Source organism: Actinoplanes sp. NBRC 103695 (genome assembly GCF_030269485.1).
Lineage (GTDB): Bacteria > Actinomycetota > Actinomycetes > Mycobacteriales > Micromonosporaceae > Actinoplanes.
Map to the genome: position 1 here is coordinate 13,141 of NZ_BSTL01000036.1, position 18,445 is coordinate 31,585.

Annotated in this window: 19 protein-coding genes and 2 pseudogenes; 8 read left to right on the forward strand and 13 right to left on the reverse strand. The window is 69.1% G+C overall.

The window, feature by feature from the left end; all coding sequences use genetic code 11:
• The first annotated feature begins 219 nt into the window (after nt 1-219).
• Nucleotides 220-678, forward strand: a complete 459-nt coding sequence (locus QSK31_RS41505) for a hypothetical protein (RefSeq protein ID WP_285690373.1) — start codon at nt 220-222, stop codon at nt 676-678.
• A 155-nt stretch (nt 679-833) separates the two neighbouring features.
• On the opposite strand, the gene QSK31_RS41510 is transcribed toward QSK31_RS41505, so the two are convergent.
• On the reverse strand, nt 834-1,688 hold the full coding sequence (locus QSK31_RS41510) for an NmrA family NAD(P)-binding protein (protein WP_285690374.1): 855 nt from the start codon (nt 1,686-1,688) through the stop codon (nt 834-836).
• A gap of 127 nt (nt 1,689-1,815) precedes the next feature.
• Here QSK31_RS41510 and QSK31_RS41515 point away from each other — a divergent pair, with 127 nt between their 5' ends.
• Complete coding sequence (locus tag QSK31_RS41515) at nt 1,816-2,217, forward strand: winged helix-turn-helix transcriptional regulator (protein ID WP_285690375.1); 402 nt, start codon at nt 1,816-1,818, stop codon at nt 2,215-2,217.
• 335 nt (nt 2,218-2,552) lie between these two features.
• On the forward strand, nt 2,553-3,440 hold the full coding sequence (locus tag QSK31_RS41520) for a patatin-like phospholipase family protein (protein WP_285690376.1): 888 nt from the start codon (nt 2,553-2,555) through the stop codon (nt 3,438-3,440).
• Between the two features lie 62 nt (nt 3,441-3,502).
• Here QSK31_RS41520 and QSK31_RS41525 read toward each other — a convergent pair whose 3' ends face one another.
• The 5 genes from QSK31_RS41525 to QSK31_RS41545 all read right to left on the reverse strand — a co-directional run bounded on the left by QSK31_RS41525 (nt 3,503) and on the right by QSK31_RS41545 (nt 9,091).
• Nucleotides 3,503-4,309, reverse strand: coding sequence for a hypothetical protein (locus QSK31_RS41525; RefSeq protein ID WP_285690377.1), 807 nt, complete (start codon nt 4,307-4,309; stop codon nt 3,503-3,505).
• Nucleotides 4,310-4,513: 204 nt separating this feature from the next.
• Nucleotides 4,514-4,948, reverse strand: a complete 435-nt coding sequence (locus QSK31_RS41530; RefSeq protein ID WP_285690378.1) for a helix-turn-helix domain-containing protein — start codon at nt 4,946-4,948, stop codon at nt 4,514-4,516.
• A 174-nt stretch (nt 4,949-5,122) separates the two neighbouring features.
• Entirely contained in the window at nt 5,123-5,488 is a 366-nt protein-coding gene (locus tag QSK31_RS41535) for an MBL fold metallo-hydrolase (RefSeq protein ID WP_285690379.1), read from the reverse strand.
• Between the two features lie 392 nt (nt 5,489-5,880).
• On the reverse strand, nt 5,881-7,668 hold the full coding sequence (locus tag QSK31_RS41540) for a DUF1996 domain-containing protein (protein ID WP_285690381.1): 1,788 nt from the start codon (nt 7,666-7,668) through the stop codon (nt 5,881-5,883).
• A 142-nt stretch (nt 7,669-7,810) separates the two neighbouring features.
• Nucleotides 7,811-9,091: a lactonase family protein gene (locus tag QSK31_RS41545; protein ID WP_285690382.1), complete on the reverse strand. Its 1,281-nt coding sequence runs from the start codon at nt 9,089-9,091 to the stop codon at nt 7,811-7,813.
• 514 nt (nt 9,092-9,605) lie between these two features.
• Here QSK31_RS41545 and QSK31_RS41550 point away from each other — a divergent pair.
• Nucleotides 9,606-9,845: a BON domain-containing protein gene (locus QSK31_RS41550; RefSeq protein ID WP_285690383.1), complete on the forward strand. Its 240-nt coding sequence runs from the start codon at nt 9,606-9,608 to the stop codon at nt 9,843-9,845.
• Between the two features lie 22 nt (nt 9,846-9,867).
• Here the strand turns inward: QSK31_RS41550 and QSK31_RS41555 are convergent.
• A pseudogene (locus tag QSK31_RS41555) lies at nt 9,868-9,957 on the reverse strand (winged helix-turn-helix domain-containing protein); the annotation flags it as partial.
• 243 nt (nt 9,958-10,200) lie between these two features.
• On the opposite strand from QSK31_RS41555, the pseudogene QSK31_RS41560 reads away from it, so the two are divergent.
• Together QSK31_RS41560 and katG are read left to right on the forward strand one after the other, a co-directional pair.
• Nucleotides 10,201-10,827, forward strand: a pseudogene (locus tag QSK31_RS41560) (aquaporin); the annotation flags it as partial.
• Between the two features lie 114 nt (nt 10,828-10,941).
• Nucleotides 10,942-13,230 carry a catalase/peroxidase HPI gene (gene katG / locus QSK31_RS41565; protein WP_285690385.1) on the forward strand — a complete coding sequence of 763 codons (2,289 nt, stop codon included), beginning with the start codon at nt 10,942-10,944 and terminating at the stop codon, nt 13,228-13,230.
• Nucleotides 13,231-13,440: 210 nt separating this feature from the next.
• On the opposite strand, the gene QSK31_RS41570 is transcribed toward katG, so the two are convergent.
• Nucleotides 13,441-14,064: a DJ-1/PfpI family protein gene (locus tag QSK31_RS41570; protein ID WP_285690386.1), complete on the reverse strand. Its 624-nt coding sequence runs from the start codon at nt 14,062-14,064 to the stop codon at nt 13,441-13,443.
• A 169-nt stretch (nt 14,065-14,233) separates the two neighbouring features.
• Here QSK31_RS41570 and QSK31_RS41575 point away from each other — a divergent pair, with 169 nt between their 5' ends.
• Nucleotides 14,234-15,001 carry a YcnI family copper-binding membrane protein gene (locus QSK31_RS41575; RefSeq protein WP_285690387.1) on the forward strand — a complete coding sequence of 256 codons (768 nt, stop codon included), beginning with the start codon at nt 14,234-14,236 and terminating at the stop codon, nt 14,999-15,001.
• A 5-nt stretch (nt 15,002-15,006) separates the two neighbouring features.
• On the opposite strand, the gene QSK31_RS41580 is transcribed toward QSK31_RS41575, so the two are convergent.
• On the reverse strand, nt 15,007-15,228 hold the full coding sequence (locus QSK31_RS41580; protein WP_285690388.1) for a hypothetical protein: 222 nt from the start codon (nt 15,226-15,228) through the stop codon (nt 15,007-15,009).
• A gap of 152 nt (nt 15,229-15,380) precedes the next feature.
• Between QSK31_RS41580 and QSK31_RS41585 the strand changes: the two genes are divergently transcribed.
• Complete coding sequence (locus tag QSK31_RS41585; RefSeq protein ID WP_285690389.1) at nt 15,381-15,929, forward strand: sigma-70 family RNA polymerase sigma factor; 549 nt, start codon at nt 15,381-15,383, stop codon at nt 15,927-15,929.
• Between the two features lie 10 nt (nt 15,930-15,939).
• Here QSK31_RS41585 and QSK31_RS48980 read toward each other — a convergent pair whose 3' ends face one another.
• From QSK31_RS48980 to QSK31_RS41600, 4 genes are all read right to left on the reverse strand, one after another.
• Nucleotides 15,940-16,218, reverse strand: coding sequence for a YHS domain-containing protein (locus QSK31_RS48980; protein ID WP_352244548.1), 279 nt, complete (start codon nt 16,216-16,218; stop codon nt 15,940-15,942).
• Nucleotides 16,219-16,312: 94 nt separating this feature from the next.
• Nucleotides 16,313-16,765 carry an iron chelate uptake ABC transporter family permease subunit gene (locus QSK31_RS41590; protein WP_285690390.1) on the reverse strand — a complete coding sequence of 151 codons (453 nt, stop codon included), beginning with the start codon at nt 16,763-16,765 and terminating at the stop codon, nt 16,313-16,315.
• An 83-nt stretch (nt 16,766-16,848) separates the two neighbouring features.
• Entirely contained in the window at nt 16,849-17,364 is a 516-nt protein-coding gene (locus tag QSK31_RS41595) for an ABC transporter substrate-binding protein (RefSeq protein ID WP_285690392.1), read from the reverse strand.
• 260 nt (nt 17,365-17,624) lie between these two features.
• The gene (locus QSK31_RS41600; protein WP_285690393.1) at nt 17,625-18,191 is read right to left on the reverse strand and encodes a copper chaperone PCu(A)C; all 567 of its coding nucleotides are present in this window, start codon (nt 18,189-18,191) and stop codon (nt 17,625-17,627) included.
• Nucleotides 18,192-18,445: the final 254 nt, after the last annotated feature.

The window sequence follows — 18,445 nt, forward strand, 5'->3', positions numbered from 1 at the left end:
GCTGGCCACTTTCGCAAAGCTCCTGGGAGGACTCTGAGAGACCCGCCGGTCGGACCGGCGCGGTGGCCGATTCTCACAGAGAACCTCACGACTCCGTACGCGCTCCACAGCGGCCCGGGAGCGACTGGACAGACGCGTCCGGCTCGGTGACGAGTGGCCAGAAGATGTCATCGACGATCGACCGGACCGCCCTTTGACCATGCGATCTAGCTTGGGCGCATGCGCAAATTCCTCATCTCGCTGGCAGTTACCGCAATGCTGGGAACATCGGCCGCCTGTAGCTCCGCCGCGTCCGCACCGGCCGAGGTCAAGCCCGAGACCACTGATGCGGCTGAGGTTGAGCGGGTGGCCGGTGTCGATCTACCGTCGTCGGCGAAGCTGATCCACGCCGAATCCGCGGGATTTCAGGACACCCAGGTGTGGGCCGTCTTCACGATGCCGGCGGCCGAGCTGCCCGCCTTCTTGCGCGCCGGGAAGCTGCCGGAGCCCACCGATGGGCTGCGCAGTGGCTCGGAGGGTTTTCCGTGGCAACCGGATCCCGATCCGACGAAGGCTGTGAAGGTCACGGGTATCGATCAGTTCGAGAAGGCATCGCCGGAGGGCTACGTTCGTAAGCTGATGTTCGATCTGGACGACCCCGAGGAATTGACCGTCTTTCTCGTGGCCACGACTACCTGATCGTCCCGGCCACGATCACGATCCCGGTCGTCCGACGCACAAGCCTCGCCCAAATGAGACTCACCGCATCGTCGCGGCAGCGCACATTCGCCCGTGACCGCACCGCGACGATGCACGGTGAGAGGAATCAGCCGCCCACGCGATCGCCTGGCCGGTCAGTTGAGTGCGGCGGTGATCGCGTCGGCCGGGCGCACGGTCGGCCGTCCGATGAGGCGCCGCAGGTCGCCGGTGTCGGTGAACAACTCGCCACGGCTCATGGCGAGGTCGGCGTCGACGAGGACGTGAGCCAGTTCGGCGGGCAGGCCGGCGTCAGTCAGGACCTGGGTGAACCCGTCGGCCGGCAGGTCGACGTGGGCGATCTGCTTGCCGGTGACGGCCGAGATTGCCGCGGCCAGTTCGGCCAGGGTGAACGCCTCGTCTCCACCCAGTTCGTACGCGTAGCCGGCATGTCCGTCGGTGGTCAGCACGACCGCGGCGGCGTCGGCGTAGTCGGCGCGGGTCGCGGCGCTGATCCTGCCCCGTCCGGTCGCCCCGGCCAGGGCTCCGCCGCGTAGCACCTGCGGGAGTTGGGCGGTGTAGTTCTCCAGGTACCAGCCGTTGCGCAGCATGACGCTGGGGACGCGGTCGCGCAGGTCCTGCTCGGTGGCGTGGTGGGTAAGGCCGAGGACCGAGGTGGCCGTGTCCGCGTGCAACATGCTCGTATACGCGACCAGCGACGCGCCTGCCGCCACAGCGGCGTCGATGGCGCGGCGGTGGTTGGCGACGCGCTGGTCCACGTCCGTGGTCGATATCAGTAGCAGCTTCTGCACGCCCTCGAACGCTGCGGGCAGGCTGTCCGGCTCCGCGAAGTCGGCCCGGCGCACCACGACACCACGGTCCGCGAGATCCTTGATCCTGCTGACGTCACGGCTGGTCGCGATGACGCCGGAGGCCGGCACTCCACGGGCCAGCAGCGCCTCGACGGTATGCCGGCCCAACTGCGACGAGGCGGCGGTGACAACGATCGACATGGGAATCCCTCTTCCTGCCGCGAACCTCCCGCGGCACGAAACCCATGGTTACCTGGTCACTCTCCTATGGTAAGTACCCACTTCGAGGTAAGGTGGCCACCCGGACGAAAGTATCGAGGTGAGCTCCGTGGCGACCGTCGACGATGTGATCGAACCCATACCGACGTGGGACCCGTACTCGCGGGGCTGCCCCTCACGTGACGTGCTCGACCAGATCGGCAGCAAGTGGGCGGTGCTCGTGATCGGCGAACTCGGCCGGAACGGGGCGTGCCGGTTCACCGAACTGCGGCAACAGCTCGCGGGGGTCAGCGAAAAGATGCTCACCCAGACTCTGCGGACGCTCGAACGCGACGGACTCATCCGGCGAACGGTGTACCCGGAAGCGCCGATCCGCGTCGAGTACGCGTTGACACCGCTCGGGCAGACGCTGCGAGGTCCACTGAAGGCGCTCACGGACTGGTCGGTGCGGCACATCGCGGACGTCCTCACCGCCCGCAAGGAGTACCACGACCGCACCGGCAAACACTGAATCCCGCGACAGTCATTTCACAGTGCGCGCGGCGTGGCGAACACGCGACCGCGTACGGCTCAAAACGGCAACGGGTTCCCCGCCGGCCGGAGCTGATCGCGACCGGCCCGGGGCAGGTGCCTGCAGCTTCAGGAAGCGTCGCGGGAGGTCCCGGCCATGAATCCCACTCTACAGCGTTGAGCGAGTGGTGTACGGTCTCACTCAACAGTGTTGAGTGAACTGCCACGGTTAGATCGGGAGACCTGATGTGACGCTGATCGCGATCGAAGAACAGCGGCACCGTCGACCGCCTCTTCGGCATCAGCCTCTCCACGACGTAGAAAAGGACAACACCCATGACTTCTCAGCGAAACGGCGCACCGACACGCGCGGTCGTTCTCGGCGGCGGCGGCACCGTCGGGGTCGCCTGGCAGACCGGCCTGCTCACCGGGCTGCGAGACGCCGGCATCGAACTGGCGGAAGCCTCGGCGATCGTGGGCACATCCGCAGGAGCCCTGGTCGGTGCGCTGCTGGCCGGCGGCCGCGACGCCACCGACGCCCTCGCCATCCTCGCAGCAGTCGGACAGAAGGTCGACGTCGATACCATGACGGCAGGCTCGGAAAGCTTCCTGAACGCATCACGCCAAGCCGCCCTCGCCACCGACCCGCAGCAAGCACTCCGCGCGATCGGCGCCGCAGTACAGCAGGCCCCGACCACACTCACCGAAGACGACTACCTCGACCTGCTCGAGACCTTCAACGGCGCCGCCTGGCCCGCCGGGTTCCGATGCACGGCGGTCAACACCGACACCGGCGAATTCGTCGTGTGGGACGAACAATCCGGCGTGCCGCTGTTGCACGCCGTCGCCGCCAGCTGCGTCGTCCCGATGCTGTTCCCGCCCGTCACCATCAACGGAGTTCGCTACATGGACGGTGGCCTCCTCAACCACCTCAACGCCACGGTGGCCCCGCCAAGCGACGTTGTCGTGGTCGTGTCCTGCCATCCCGTCGGGACCCCCGGTGGCGCAGTCGACGACACTCGGGCCGCTTCGGATATCCGGGCGGACACTGAAGTGGCCCAGCTGCGCGGAACCACACGACTGATCGCCGTGGAGCCCGACTTCAGCGATCTCGAGGCGCCGGTGAACATGCTGGACCCACAGATCGCCGGCCAGGCTCTGCACATCGGCAAGCGCCAGGCAGAACACGAAGCGGCAACAATCCGCGCCGCCTGGGACCTCTAAAACTTGACAGTATCGGCAGTGGGCCGGATCGGCCGGCCCGGGAAGTCGCGCGGGTCCGGCGGTCAGCCCCCGCCGAGGAGCGCGAGGAGCGCACCACCGGGGTCGGCCGCCGAGTACGCGCTGTACGCCACCACGGTCAGCATCAGGGTCACGGTGACCGCCAGGATGACGCTGAGCGCCTTGCGCATGAACCCGGCCCGCGCGGATCCGGCGCCGCGCCGCCGCCACAGGATCACGCTCGCCAGGCCGGTTGCCAGCACCACCACGCCCGCCGCCGCGACCATCACCCAGTGGTACCGCTCCACCTCACCGAGCAGCACCGACAACGCGGGCGAACCGCCGTGCGGGCCGGCCGGATGGTTCACGCCGTCGCGCACCTCGCGCAGGGTCCGGGCGAGGTCGCCGTCGGGTGCTCCCCCGCTCAGCAGCGGCAGCAACGCGACCAGCGGCACGGCGGTCGCCTGGATGTTCAGCAGCAGCAGTCCCGTCGCCAGGACCGCGAAGCTGGTCGCGGCGATGGCGCCCACCGCCCGCGCGCCCGCGCCGCGCAGATATCGACGCCACAGGGCGGCGGCGAGCAGCACGAACACGATGAGCATCAGGGAGCTGATCGCCACCTTGATCGCGTGCCACCGGAACCAGTAGTCGACCAGTCTCGCCAGCAGGGCCGGGTACTCCGGCCCGCCGCCCCGCCAGAACTCGACGAGGCCGCGACCGACCCCGTCCCGCAGCGCGGCCTCCTGCCGGAACGACCCGTACCTCCCGCCGAGCAGAGCGGCGGGGGCGAGCACGAACGCCACCATCGACGCGACACCGGCGGCCACCAGCAACCCGATCACGGGCCGCGAACTCCATCGAACTGTACGCATGACCGCCATCCCATCGTCCGGGGCGCCGCTCGCGCATCCGTCCGGAGCCCCACTCGCGGCGGTCGCGACTCGGACGAACGGCCGAGGACGCGAAGCCGGGCGCCCGTCCGGGAGGCGGGCCGTGGCGGCTTGTTGCCCGGACCGGGGAGCGGGAACGAGACACCGGTACGACATGGCGTGCAGGAACGAGTAAAGGCCACGTACCTACGCCTCGCCGCGGGCGGCCTGCGTCCCGCTGCCGGTGTGGCGTTGCCGGCGATATCGTCCCGCGGAGACGCCGTACTCCCGTTTGAAGGCGTTGGCGAAGGCGTACGCCGAGCCGTACCCGGTGCGCTGGGCGACGACCGACAACGGGACATCGGTCGTCTCCAGCAGGTGCGCCGCCGTGGTCAGCCGCCACCATGTCAGGTACGTCAGCGGCGGCTGCCCGACCAGGGCGGTGAACCGGCGGGCGAACGCGGCCCGCGACAGGCCCGCGTGCGCGCCCAGCGACTCCACGGTCCAGGGATGTGCGGGGCGTTCGTGCACGGCGCGCAGTGATCGGCCGACCACTGCGTCGCCGAGAGCGACGCACCAGCCGGTGGCCGGTGGCGACGCGCGGGAGATCAGGTAGGCGCGGATCAGGTGGACGAAGAGCACGTCCGACCCGGATGCTCCCCGCGGTGACCACGTAGAACCGGGCACCGTCGAAGAGCTCGACGTCACCCCTCCACGACGGCTCCACCGCGACCAGCGTCAAGGCGGGCCGGCCCACCCGCATGGCGCTGATCGCGTCGCTGAGAACATCCATGGACGGATTGTGTCCCACCCGGTTCAGGCGACCGGCCGCAGCGCCCGGTCGGTGATCGAGAAGGCGCCGGTGACACCGAGCGTGCCCGTCCCGCCGAGGTGCGCCGGAAGCACCAAGCTGTTCGTCGCGGCCGCCTGGTGCAGAATCCGGCGGCGGGTGCGGGACGCCTCGGCCTGGTCCTCGCTCAGGCAGGTGTCGTGATCGGGTTCGAGCACCTGGAGCGGGATGTGGATGACGTCGCCGACGAACAGGGCCCGGTCGGTGCCGGACGCCAGCCGCAGCACGGCCGAACCGGCCGTGTGCCCGGGTGCCAGTTCCAGCACCAGGTCCTCGTCGATGCGGTAGCTGTCGCCCTCCCACAGCACCGTCTGCGCACGGTCGCCTGCCACCCGCGCGTCGCGGCGTCGATGAAATCGGGCGCCAGCCTGGAGGCGTGCTCCGCCCACATCTCATCGGGCACGGAGGGGAACAGCACATCGACGGTGGAGAAGGCCGTCCGGTCCTCCACAACGCGGAGCACCTCGATGTCGCCGAGAATGATCTTTTGCATATCTCCCACGCTAGGAGCCCACCCCGAGACGGAAATGCTTTGCCGTCTCCTCCGGTTAATCCGGCGTCTCCTCGCCTGTGGTGGTGCCGCGTTGTCGAGCGCGACGTGAACCACTGGGCGCGCGCTCGATCGGTGTACAACCGTCGGAAACGACGCGCGACGACAGTACCCAACGGCGTCGCCGAGGTCCGGTACGCCTCGGTGACGCCGCTGGGGTACCGCTCTGTTCGGTCAGCGGCAGGTCTTGCCCTTGTTGATGCAGGTGGCGATCTTCTGCATGGTCTGGGCGGAGTTCACGTTGATGAAGTCGTTGTGGTCGGAGAAGGGGTTGTGGTCCTCCTCGGGGAAGGAATCCAGGGCGAACTGGCCCTTGGTCTGAACGTCGCGGGGGATGTTGTAGGAGAGGGTGATACGTAGCTGTGGGATGGCCACGAAGCCCTGCTTGCAGGCGCCGGTGCCGGCGTCAGCGAAGGCCAGGTGGTCGCGGTGGTTGGTGCTGTCGATGCTCTTGCCGTCCCAGCAGCCGGGGAAGTCCTGCACGCGCTGGACCTGGCTGCCGTCCGGGCAGATCGGGTACTTGTCGGAGAGACGGTCGGTGAAGCCGGAGCAGGTCCAGGTGGCGCGGGCGTTGGCCGGGCCGCGACTGGTCGGTTTGGCGTCACCGGTGAGCGCCCGCAGGAACTTCGGCATCGGGACGACCTTCGTGGTGGCGTTGCCCCGGTACTCGATCAGGACGGCTGCGGGACGGACGATGCCGCCGGTGTTGTTCGGCAGCTCGAGATCCGGGCCCTGCGGGTCGGGCAGCGCGGCGGGGGCGCTGGGTTCGGCCCCTCCGCCGTTCTGGTTCCCCTGGTCGCCCTGGTTGCCCTGACCGTTCGGGGCCGCGTCGGTCACGCTGCAGCCGGCCAGCGCCTCGAGGCCCTGCGGGCGAGCGGCGCGGCGGGAGATGGCGATGCCGATGCGATCGAGCACGGCCGTCCGCTTGGCCTTCAGCGGCCCGAGGATGGCGTTGTCGACGAAGTTCTTTCCGCCTTGTCCGCGGGTGGTGACAAGGCGTTCGTTGGCCTCGGAGATCTGCCGGTCCAGCTCGGCGAGGTTGCGGTTGACCTCGTCGAGAGCTTGAGCGGGTACGCCGGGCAGCTTGTCGCGTACGGTCGGGCATTGAACCTGCTGGTTGGCGGCCAGGCCGGCTTTGACGCTGGCGGCGGTGTGTCGCATGGCGGCGTGCATGCCGTCGTAGTCGGTGTCGCATTCCACGAGCGAGACCATGCCGGAGGTGCGGCCACCACCGGCCGCGGCGATGCTGTCGCTGATCCCCTTGATCGACTTGGCTCGCTGTTCTCGCAGATCGTCCAGGATGGACGCGTTGAGCCGGGCGTCGACGCGACCCTTACCCGCCGCCATCCGCTCGTTGGCCGCGGCGTATCCGCGGTCGAGCGCGGCCAGCCGGTTGTCGACGGCGGTCTTGGCCCGCAGGGGTACGGCGGGCAGCCTTTTCCGGACGCTGGGGCACGTCACCATCGGGGTCGTCGCGGCCAGGGCGCGCTGAGCCTCGGCCCCGGACCGGACGGTCTTGTCGATGCGCACGACCGGCCAGAAGTACGAGGACTTGTCCCCGTTCCGGCAAGTGGTCCCGGACGCGTCCAGATCGGCGTCGGACGAGTTCGCGGTGATGGCGAGGTTCCCGACGAAGTCATGCACGTGCTCGGCGCCGTTCTTGATGCCGGGCTGTGCGACCGGGTTGTCCGGGCTGAACTTCCCGTTGCCGTTGGTGCCGCAGTCCACGGCGAAGGAGCCGGTCGACGCTCCTGCGCCGGGTACGGGGTTCGTCACGTTGGGCCGGACGTTCTGGATGGCGACGAACTGGTTCAGTTCGGTGGCCGCGTCCGCGGTGCCGTTACCGCCGCTGGAGACGAACGTCGCGATGAGGACGCCGGACGCGGCGACAACTGCCGCCGCCATGGCGATCCGTACAGCGCCGGGGTGCATCCGCCGTTGTCGGCGTGGTGTGGTTCGCACGCTTCACTCCTCGTAGGTCTGGGTGTTCCGGGACGGCTCCGTCAGGAAGCCGCACTGACAGGTACGCGGGCAACGAAGCAGCAGACGGGTTCAAGGCGGGCGCGTAAGCAGTCGGTAAGACCTCAGCCCACTGCTCCGCCGGTTACCAGACGACCAGGCCCTCCATGCCGGACCCGTCGGCGAAGACGGGGAGGCCTTCGTTCTCGGTTTCCACAAGGGTGAGCTCACCGTTCGGGCCTACCCGGAATCCTTCGACGGTCCCCGCGAGGGTGTTCTGCACGTACAGCAGCGCGCCGTCGGCTGTGGCGGCCAGATCGATCGGACCGGCTCCCGGCGCCTTGGCCGGTTCGGCGTCGGGGTCCTGCTCGGCGGCGGCAGCAGCAGCGGCCACCTCCGCGACCGCCTCCGGGCCGCCCGCTGCGGCGATCACGCCGTCCTTTCCGCCGATGGCGACCTTTCCCTTGCCGTCGACCGTGTAGAGGCTGATGGTCGAGCTGCCCGGATTGGTGCCGTAGAAGAATTTTCCGGCCCGGGCGATCCAGCACAGCACCTGCTGGCCCGACTCCACCGACGGTGTGATGACGTCGAGGGTCCCGTTCCTGCGCAGTGAGTACGAGGTGACCCCGGACTTGGCGGCCTCGGTGACGAGCAGGTGGCCGGCCTGGTCGAAGACGAAGGAGAAAGGTACGTCCCCGGTCGACGTGGTGGTCACCGGCTTGGCGGAGAGCCTGCCGTCGTGGGCCGCCGCGAAAACCTCGATGGTGTTCTTGCTCTTCGTGGTGACCAGCAGGTGCCGGCCGTCGGGGCTGAAGCCGACCTGCGGCGGGGAGTCGGTGAACAGGGGCACCGCGGCGTTGGTGATGCCCAGCTTCCGGGTCGAGCCGGCGATCGGGTGCAGGCCGTCGCGGCTCAGCCGGAAGCCGGTCACGTTGGTGGCGCCGCCGGCGTTGAGGACGTAGACCGTCCGGCCGGAGACGGCGATGCTCACCGGGAAATCGCCGCCGGACTTCACCGTACGCGGGTGGGTGAGTTTGTCGTCTCTTACTCGGAAGGTGGTGACGGAGTTGCTGCCGGCGTTCACCGCGATCATCAGGTTGTTCCGGCGGTCGAAGACGAGGGATTCCTGGGATGCGAGGGGGTCGAACGGGTTGTCCTTCTGGGCGCCGCCGCGGCCCCCGGTCGGGTACTCGCCGGCGGCCGTCAGCTTGCCGTCCGCTGCGCGCCGGAAGGCCAGGATCGAGTTGTGCTCCGGGTCGTTCGACTGGACGAAGACCATCCCGCCGCGTCCCCTGTCCGCGCCGCCCTTGCTCGCCTCGGATCGTTTGCCGGCCGGGTTCTCATGCGCCGACGCGATTCCCGTGGACACCCCGCCAGCCGTCAGCACCAGGCCCACGGCCACGGCGATACCAGTTCTCCTACGCATGTCTGCCCTACCTCCGACGAACGAACAGTGCCTTCCGTCATCCGGTACGGCACTGCCGCCTGGCCGGTTGAACTCCGGCGCCGGGTGTAAGAACTACGTAAGGCCTGCCCGCAGCCGAGTTCTCCGCCGTCCGCCTGCTGCCACCCAGCCGACGTCTGATCGTCGGCAAGCCGACGGAAACGACCGGGTGCCGCACGATCTACGAGACGAAGCCTCCCGGTCGGGCTGGTCGCACAGACCTGCGCCGGACCGTCAGAGCTTCGTAAGATTCATCCGTTCATCACGGGAATAGGCTGTCACCGACCCCGGACGGGCAGGCCAGCAGCCCTTGTGGACGGATGGCCCGATGACGTACGCCCGGCTCGCCCAGACTTCAATCTTGTCCGTCCTGTGGTTCTGGGCTGCCTGGCGCTCGAGGTGCCGCGCCGCGGCACCGCACGTCTGCAACGGGCGCACGTGGTCAAGGCCCCCGGCGATCGGCTGATCTGGCGTACGACCAGGGCGGGATGCGGCGGTGACCGCCGTGCTGGACGTCCCGGACGAGTTCCTCCTCGACCTTGTCCCCAGCCGGTTGATCGCCACGAGCCAGATCCGAGGCAAGCAGGTGACCGTCATGGTGCAGAACGGCGTGGTCATCCTGGAGGGACCCGTCGACTCCACCGACGCCAAGGACGCGGCGAGCGGACTGGTCTGGTCGACGCCAGGCGTCCGCGACCTGTGCAACCTGCTCGCCGTCCACGAATCCCCAGGCTGACCTGCCGGCTCACCCCTGGGAACTGCAACTTGTACCCGAGCCCGCGGACCGTCACCACGTGCTCCGGGTTGCCGGAGTCGGTCTCGATCTTCTGCCGCAGCCTGCCCACATGGCATTGCCACGAGAACGCATCCCTACCGCACCGCAGGCCGAAAATCTCTTACCGACAGATGACATTTTGAGAATTCGATTAATGAATCCGTAAGATTCAGAACAGTAAATGTCGTTTAGATTTCTCGGTAAGCGAAGAAGAACCTTTTGACCCTAGCCGTAACGACATGGTGTCCGAGTTCCGGTTCCCGCCGGCGACGGGTCGAATCTGCCTGAATCCTGTTCTGCCAAAAGGAGGACACCTGTGCGTAGATACGCGGCTGAGTTCGTTGGCACGTTCTTTCTCGTACTGACCGTCGGCATAGCGGTGACCACTATGAACACGCTGGCGCCGCTGGCGATCGGCGGGGTTCTCATGGTGATGGTGTATGCGGGCGGTCATGTCTCCGGTGCGCACTTCAACCCGGCCGTGACCTTGGCCGTACTGCTCCGCGGCCGGATCGACCGCGCCGCCGCCGGCGGATACGTGGTCAGCCAGGCCGCCGGCGCGCTGCTGGCCGCCGGCACGACCCGGCTGGTCGTCACCGGACCGAGACCGGCCGCACTGTCGTTCACGGGTCGGGAGATCGGCATGGCACTCGCCGTCGAGGCTTTGTTCACCTTCGCGCTGGCGTACGTGGTGCTCAACGTTGCCACCAGTCGCAGCCACCCCGACAACTCCTTCTACGGCTTGGCGATCGGCGGGACCGTCATGGCCGGCGCGTTCACCGTGGGCGCCATTTCCGGCGGTGCCTTCAATCCCGCGGTTGCCCTCGGCGGCGCGGCCATGGGCCTTTTCTCCTGGTCGGCCATCTGGGTGCACCTGGTGGCCGAGATCATCGGCGGGGCGGCGGCGGCGGCGATCTTCCTCGCTCTCAATACCGACGACCGGGGCCAGGCGGTGTCGGAGCCGGAGCCGGATCCCGTTCCGCACGATCACCGGGCGCCGGCCGCGCCGGCACACCCCTGACGAACGCCGGTCGTCCACCAACGATGAGGGGAACTGATGTCCGACAATCACGACGCCGTGGTTCACGACGCGGCGCAGGGCGCGACGCCCGCGACGCCCGCGACGCCCAGCGAACACCAGGCGATCGATCATGACGAGGCCACCGGCGCCGCGCCGGCCTGTCCGGTGGCACATGGCCGTGCGGTGCATCCGACCCAGGGCGGCGGGAACCGCAGCTGGTGGCCGGATCGGCTGAACCTGCGGATCCTGGCGAAGAATCCGGCGGAAACCAATCCGCTGGGCGCCTCGTTCGACTACGCGAAGGCGTTCGAGGCGGTGGATCTGGCAGCGGTCAAGCGGGACATCGCCGACCTGCTCACCTCGTCGCAGGACTGGTGGCCGGCCGACTACGGGCACTACGGCCCGTTCATGATCCGGATGGCATGGCACAGCGCGGGCACGTACCGGATCAGCGACGGCCGCGGCGGCGCGGGCGCCGGTCAGCAGCGGTTCGCGCCATTGAACAGCTGGCCGGACAACGCGAACTTGGACAAGGCACGCCGGTTGCTGTGGCCGGTGAAGAAGAAATATGGCCAGGGTCTGTCGTGGGCCGATCTGATGATCCTGGCCGGCAACGTCGCGCTGGAGTCGATGGGATTGACGACATTCGGGTTCGCCGGCGGCCGGCCCGATGTGTGGGAGCCTGACGAGGACGTCTACTGGGGTCCCGAAACCAGCTGGCTGGGTGACGAGCGGTACACCGGCGACCGGGATCTCGAAAAGCCACTGGCCGCCGTCCAGATGGGCCTGATCTATGTCAATCCGGAGGGCCCCAACGGCGACCCGGACCCGATGGCATCGGCCCGCGACATCCGGGAGACGTTCGGCCGGATGGCGATGAACGATGAGGAAACCGTGGCGCTGATCGCCGGCGGTCACACCTTCGGCAAGACTCATGGCGCCGGTCCCGCACACCATGTGGGCGCCGAACCGGAGGCAGCTCCGATCCATCAGCAGGGCCTCGGCTGGGCGAGTGACTTCGGCACCGGCAAGGGCCCGGACGCGATCACCAGCGGACTGGAGGTCACCTGGACCACGACGCCGACGCGGTGGAGCAACAGCTTCTTCGAGATTCTGTTCAGGTACGAGTGGGAGCTGTCGAAGAGCCCGGCCGGCGCGCACCAGTGGGTCGCAAAGGACGCCGGACAGATCATTCCCGACCCGTTCGACCCGTCGAGCCCGCGAAAACCCACCATGCTGACCACCGACCTGGCGCTGCGGGTCGATCCGGTGTACGAGCAGATCTCGCGGCGCTTCCTGGCCGACCCCGCGGCGTTCGCCGATGCGTTCGCCCGGGCCTGGTTCAAGCTGACCCACCGCGACATGGGCCCGATCCAGCGTTACCTTGGTCCCGAGGTGCCCGCCGAGCGGCTGATCTGGCAGGACCCGGTGCCGGTCGTCGACCATGAACTGGTCACCGCCGCCGACATCGCGAGCCTCAAGGAGACGGTCCTGTCCTCCGGCCTCACCGTGCCGCAGCTGGTCGCCACGGCGTGGGCGTCGGCGTCGACCTTCCGGGGCGGCGACAAGCGCGGCGGCGCCAACGGTGCCCGGCTCCGGCTCGTGCCGCAGAACTCGTGGGAGGTCAACGAACCGGATCGGCTGGCTCGTGTGCTGACCGTCCTGGAGGACGTTCAGCAAGCGTTCAACGCGGCGCAGTCCGGCGACAAGAGGATCTCGCTCGCCGACCTGATCGTGCTGGCCGGCGCGGCGGCGATCGAACGAGCCGCGGCGGCCGGCGGTCACCCGATCACGGTGCCGTTCACCCCGGGCCGTACGGACGCCGGCCAGGACCAGACCGACGCCGAGTCGTTCGCCGCGCTCGAGCCGGCCGTCGACGGGTACCGCAACTACCTCGGCAAGGGGCACCGCTTGCCGGCTGAGTTCCTGCTGGTCGACCGGGCCAATCAGCTGACCCTGACCGCGCCGGAGATGACGGTGCTGCTCGGCGGTCTGCGCGTGCTCGACGCCAACTACAAGCAGTCGACGGTAGGCGTCCTCACCAAGACTCCCGGCCATCTCACCAACGACTTCTTCGTCAACCTGCTCGATCTGGACACCACGTGGAGGCCGGTCACCGAGGACATGAACCTGTTCGAGGCACGCGACGCGACCGGGTCGCTCATCTGGACCGGAAGCCGGACCGACCTGATCTTCGGGTCCAATGCGGAGCTGCGAGCCTTGGCCGAGGTCTACGCCGGCGACGACGCCAAGGCCAAGTTCGTCGACGACTTCGTCGCCGCCTGGGTCAAGGTGATGAACCTGGACCGCTACGACCTGGCCTGAACCGCTGGTGTCGCTGGTCCCGGCCGGCCGGAGGACCGACCGGGACCAGCGACATCGCGGACTGCACGCCACGCTCTCACGACCGAAGAACCTGGCCCTGATGGCCGCGTCGGCCGGCCCCGCCGCCGTCGCCCCCGCACCGCGACCTTGCATGGGCCGACGAAACGTGTGGCAGTGGATCGTGGCGCCGGTGAAGCAAACCCGGTGGCGTCACCACGGCCAGTTCATCACCCTCTCCATGACGGCCGCCGGCGCGGAGTCCGGAGAGCCCGCGCTGTACGGCGGCTCCGGCGCGTACTCGATGATGAGCTGTACGGCCTGTGCCGTTTCGTCGCCCGCGATCAGGCCCGCCAGGGTCAAAGCCATGTCGATGCCCGCCGACACGCCCGCCGCGGTCGCGTAGTGACCGTCGATGACGACCCGGTCCTTCGCCGGCGTCACACCGAAGGCCGCCAGCTGGTCGAGCGCACCCCAGTGAGTGGTCGCCCGCCGTCCGTCGAGGACTCCGGCGGCAGCGAGGATCAAGGACCCGGTGCATGCCGAGGTCGTCCAGGTGCTCGTCCGGTCGACGGTTCGCAACCATCGGTGCAGGGGGCCGTCGGACATCTGCTCCGCCTGGCCCGGGCCGCCTCCGATGAGGACGACGTCGGGGCTCGGCACGTCGTCGAGAGTCGCCGCGACGTTGATCGACAGGCTGTTCAGATCGTTGCGGACGGCACCGGGATGCTCGGCGACGAAGACGACCTCGGTGTCCGGGAGGCGGCCCAGCACCTCGTAGGGGCCGATGACATCCAGGGAGGTGAATCCGGGGTAGAGGACGATCGCGATCTGCATGACACCCTTCCCTCACCAGAAGCCTCGAGCGACGAGGCCGTTTCACGAAGTAGTCGTCGCCCGAGCAGGATCAGTTCCCTGTCGTCTGGAACGCCGTTGCCGGGAACCCGGCGCCCTCGCTGAACGACCATAGACCGGACAGAGATCATCCGCGTCGACGAGGAGACACATGCGCACCTGGTGGCTACGCACATCCGCCGCGGTGATGGCCGGGGTCGTGCTGGCGACGGCCGTCATTCCCGCGGGGGCCGCGTCCGCGCACGTCTCCGTCAGCCCCACCGAAGCCGGCCAGGGCGGATTCGCGGTGCTGACGTTCCGCGTGCCCAACGAACGCTCGGACGCCAAGACCACGAAGGTTCAGCTGTTCTTCCCCACCGACAACCCGATCATCGGCACCACCGTGCGCCAGACCGTCGGCTGGACCGCCCAGGTCGCCCGCGGCGCGCTACCCAAGCCGGTCACCGTCAACGGCAAGACCCTCACCCAGGGCGTCCTGTCGGTCACCTGGATAGCGAAAACCGCGGCGGACGGGGTCGGCGGCACCGACTATCAGGAGTTCGGCGTCTCGGTCGGCCCGCTGCCGGCCGCCGACCGGGTGGTCTTCAAGGCATTGCAGACGTACGACGACGGCGAGCTGGTCCGCTGGATCGACGAACCCGTCGACGGCCAGCCGGAACCCGAGGCGCCGGCCGTGGTGCTCAACCTGACGGCCGGCGGTGAGGGTCTCGACGAGCATGGTCAGCCGCTGGCGCCCGGCGTCCAGCCGACTACGCCGTCCGCGGCGGCTCAGGACATCCGCGAGCCCGCGCCGTCGAAGACACCGCTGGTGATCGCGATCGCGGCGCTGGTGATCGCCGTCGCCGCCTTGCTGTCGTCCCTGCTCGGCCGCCGCCGTGCCCCGACGGAGCCGGCCGCGAACGGCGGCGGGGATCACTGATCCGCTCAGGCGCTCGGCTGGTTGGCTCGCCGGTAGGCGAGTAGCGCCAGGACCAGGGCCGCCACGCCGAGGACGGTGCCGGCGATGCCCCACACGCTGGTGCCGCCGCTGTCCTCGGACTCAGGCGACGCCTCGGTATCGGCAGCCGGGGCGGTCGGCGCCGAGGCCTCGGAGTCGGCGGCGACAGCGGTCACGACCCCGGCGCGGCGGAGCAGGGTGCGGTTCATCAGCAAACCTCTCTGATCGGTACGTCCAGTCAGTTGTCGCCGGCAGGGCCGGAAAAGTTCCCGGGCACCGGCCTGGAACTTCTCGCCACGGCGCACCGACCACTTCGGTACGCCGGGTCGCCGCACCCGCCGACGTGAAGGAGCCGCCCCCGATGGACGAGCCGGAACTGCTCGCCCTCGCGTTCTCCGCCGGCCGTGGCGACCGGGACGCCTCCACCGCGCTCATCCGGGCCACCCAGCGCTCCGTGCGTCGTTTCCTGGTGACGCTGTCCGGCCTGCACGACGCGGACGACCTCGTCCAGGAGACCTATCTGCGGGCGTTCGGCGCCCTTCCCTCCTTCGCCGGCCGCTCCTCGGTGCGCACCTGGCTGTTCGCCATCGCCCGCCGGGTCGCCGCCGATCACCTCAGGCAGGCCTACCGCCGGCCGCCGACGGCCGCGGTGCCCGACTGGGCGGCCGCCGCGGAAGGCGTCCATCAGCACGGGCAGACCCGCTTCGACGAACACGTCGCTCTGGAGGACCTGCTGGCCCGGCTGCCGGCCGACCGACGTGAGGCGTTCGTGGCGACCCAGGTGCTCGGCCTGTCCTACGCGGAGGCGGCCGAGGTGTGCGGCTGCCCGGTCGGGACGATCCGCTCCCGGGTGGCCCGCGCCCGCGACGAACTCATCGCGTTGGTGGCTCCCGAGGCGGCCGCCGGGTGAGCTCGGCGAGTCAGTGAACCGCGCCGCTGAATCGTTCCGGCGCGGCTTCGAATTGCGCCCGGCACCACCGGCTGCAGAACTGCCAGGTGCTTCCATCGTGCTGGAGTCCGAGCAGAGTTTCGGGCGATACCGGCATCCCGCAGACCGGGCACACCGGCTCTCCCGGTGAACTCCCCGCGTGCTCGGCGAACCGCCCGTTGCTGTCGGGGTGCATCCAGCCGGGGCCCTGGTATTCGAGGTAGGTGGCGGTCCGGTGTGCGACGGCTCGCCCGAAGTAGCGCTCGACCATGCGCAGGGCGAGGTCGGTGCCGGAGGCCGTTGCAGACGGACATGGTCACGGCGGTGCGGTGCGGTGAGCCGGGCGTCGGGGACGCGCTGAGTGCTCATCGTGAGTGCTCCTTTCGAAACTGATGCGCGGCCGTCGCGAACACCAGGTGCGGCCGGCCGGTGAGGGGATGGGTGGTCACTGCCGCGCGTACGCCGAAGACGTCGGCCAGGCGTTCCAGGGTGAGCACGGCGACCGGTTCGCCCGCTGCGACGACCCGGCCCTGATCCAGCAGTGCGACGGCGTCGCAGTACGCCACCGCGTGGTCGAGCTCGTGCAGAGCGGCCACCGTGGTGAGTCCGAGTTCGCGGACCAGGTCGAGCAGCTCCAGCTGCGCGCCGATGTCCAGGTGGTTGGTCGGCTCGTCGAGCAGCCGGACCGCGTGTGGCACCAGCAGCCCGACGAAGCCGATCCCCCCGGCGACGCTGACGATCGTCGCGGTCAGCAGCGACGCCGCGGCGAGCAGCCCGAGCCGCAACCGGTTGACGTCGATCCCCAGCCCGGCGATCACCGCGGGCGCGAAGGTCAGCGCGAGAACCGCGATCGGGCACGAGGTGGGCGCGGGCCGCCGCCGGGCCGATCCGCCGGACCCGTTCAGCCGGCGGCGCGGACGCCATCGCTGATCCGCTTGACCGCGACCGCGACCGCGTTCAGCGGCCCGAGATACAAGCTGTCGGACACCGAGGTGTACGTCTTCGTCCTCGACGCCGGCCACTGCGGGAACTGCGCGAACAACTGCCCGGCGAACTTCTTGGCATCGTCGTCCGGCTGGTAGAGCCCGATCACCAGCACGTCCACGTTCGCCGCGGCCAAGGCCTCGACGTTGATCGCGCCGAGCTGCTGGTCGCTGAGGCCGCCGAACGCGTTGACGCCGCCGGCCCGCGTGATGATGTCGTCGAAGATCCCGCCGCCGAACACCGCCGGCACCTCGAGGCCCATCGCGGACCCCATGCTCGGGTAGGCGGCCAGCACTCGCTTGCGCTCTCCCGCCGGTGCGGGGAGCGCGGCCAGAGCTGAGCGCGTCTCCTGCACGATCCGCGCCGCCCGGCCCTGGACGTCGAAGATCATTCCGAGCTGGGTCAGCAGATCGAACGACGACTCGACCGTCACCGAGCGCGATCATCGACTCGACCTCGGCCACGGAGGCCCCGTTGAGCAGCACGACCCGGCGGGGTGCCTGAGCGAAGGTGACCTTGCGTCCGCAGTTGTCGATCGTCAGCGGATACGTCGTCCGTGGCCCGGCGGTCGCGCCGGCCGGGGCCACCGGTGCATCCGGCACCTTCGTCCCGGAACAGGCGCCGAGTGTCACGATGATGCCCGCGGCCAGCGCCGTGCGCAGAAGACGGGAGTGCGGCGCACGGACCACCGTTCTACCGGGCCATCGGTGACATCGGCATGCCCGACGGGGGCATCTGCATGCTCGGGTCGTAGCTCTCCCCCGCGCCCGCGAACGGCTTGGCGATGGCCTTGAAGTCCACGGTCCTGCCGCCGGACAGCTTGAGCGAGAACGACACCTCGTCGCCCGCCTCGATCGCGGCGGCCGGCTTCATCAGCATCAGGTGGTCACCACCGGGACCGAGCTCGTGGGTGCTCTTGGCCTTGATGACGAAGCCGCCCTCCTTGGGCCGCATGATCATCTTGCCGTCCTTCATGGTCATCTCGTGCAGTTCCATCGGCGAGGCCGGCGACTCCGCGCCCGTCACGGTGACGTCGGCGTCGGTGTCGTTGACCAGGATGCCGAACGCGGCGGTCATGACCCCGGCTCCGGAGGCTTTGACCCAGGGGTCCTTGACGGTCAGCACCTGGGCCTCCGCGGCCGCCGACGGCGTGGTCGACGGCGTGCCGCCCGCCGCGTCGGTGCTGTCGCCGCAGCCGGCCAGGCCGAAACCGGTCAAGGCCACGGCCAGGGTGATCGTCACGAGCTTGTTTGTACGCATGTGGTCCATTCCTTCGTGGGGTCTACGGGGTGTTGGTCGTGATCCGATCCGCCGGAGTTCCCTGGGCATTCGGCTTTCGGAGAAAGCTCCCTGATGTGGCGACACCGAACCGGCCGGGAACCGGATGACGCGCCAGGACGACTCACACGACGAGACGGTTTGCGCCTGACGGCGTGGCGTGAAGCGGGCGCAGGTTGGCTCACCGGCCGCTTTTCCCGGATCGGCGCGGACGGTGGACTTGATCAGCGCACCGG

Excerpts from the sequence above, each read along its gene's own strand:
- QSK31_RS41570 (WP_285690386.1), bottom strand. The coding sequence starts at position 14,064 with ATGCAGATCGCGATCGTCCTCTACCCCGGATTCACCTCCCTGGATGTC.
- QSK31_RS41580 (WP_285690388.1), bottom strand. The coding sequence starts at position 15,228 with ATGAACCGCACCCTGCTCCGCCGCGCCGGGGTCGTGACCGCTGTCGCC.
- QSK31_RS41545 (WP_285690382.1), bottom strand. The coding sequence starts at position 9,091 with ATGCGTAGGAGAACTGGTATCGCCGTGGCCGTGGGCCTGGTGCTGACG.
- QSK31_RS41525 (WP_285690377.1), bottom strand. The coding sequence starts at position 4,309 with ATGCGTACAGTTCGATGGAGTTCGCGGCCCGTGATCGGGTTGCTGGTG.
- QSK31_RS41585 (WP_285690389.1), top strand. The coding sequence starts at position 15,381 with ATGGACGAGCCGGAACTGCTCGCCCTCGCGTTCTCCGCCGGCCGTGGC.
- QSK31_RS41505 (WP_285690373.1), top strand. The coding sequence starts at position 220 with ATGCGCAAATTCCTCATCTCGCTGGCAGTTACCGCAATGCTGGGAACA.
- QSK31_RS41600 (WP_285690393.1), bottom strand. The coding sequence starts at position 18,191 with ATGCGTACAAACAAGCTCGTGACGATCACCCTGGCCGTGGCCTTGACC.
- katG (WP_285690385.1), top strand. The coding sequence starts at position 10,942 with ATGTCCGACAATCACGACGCCGTGGTTCACGACGCGGCGCAGGGCGCG.
- QSK31_RS41520 (WP_285690376.1), top strand. The coding sequence starts at position 2,553 with ATGACTTCTCAGCGAAACGGCGCACCGACACGCGCGGTCGTTCTCGGC.
- QSK31_RS48980 (WP_352244548.1), bottom strand. The coding sequence starts at position 16,218 with ATGGTCGAGCGCTACTTCGGGCGAGCCGTCGCACACCGGACCGCCACC.
- QSK31_RS41575 (WP_285690387.1), top strand. The coding sequence starts at position 14,234 with ATGCGCACCTGGTGGCTACGCACATCCGCCGCGGTGATGGCCGGGGTC.
- QSK31_RS41510 (WP_285690374.1), bottom strand. The coding sequence starts at position 1,688 with ATGTCGATCGTTGTCACCGCCGCCTCGTCGCAGTTGGGCCGGCATACC.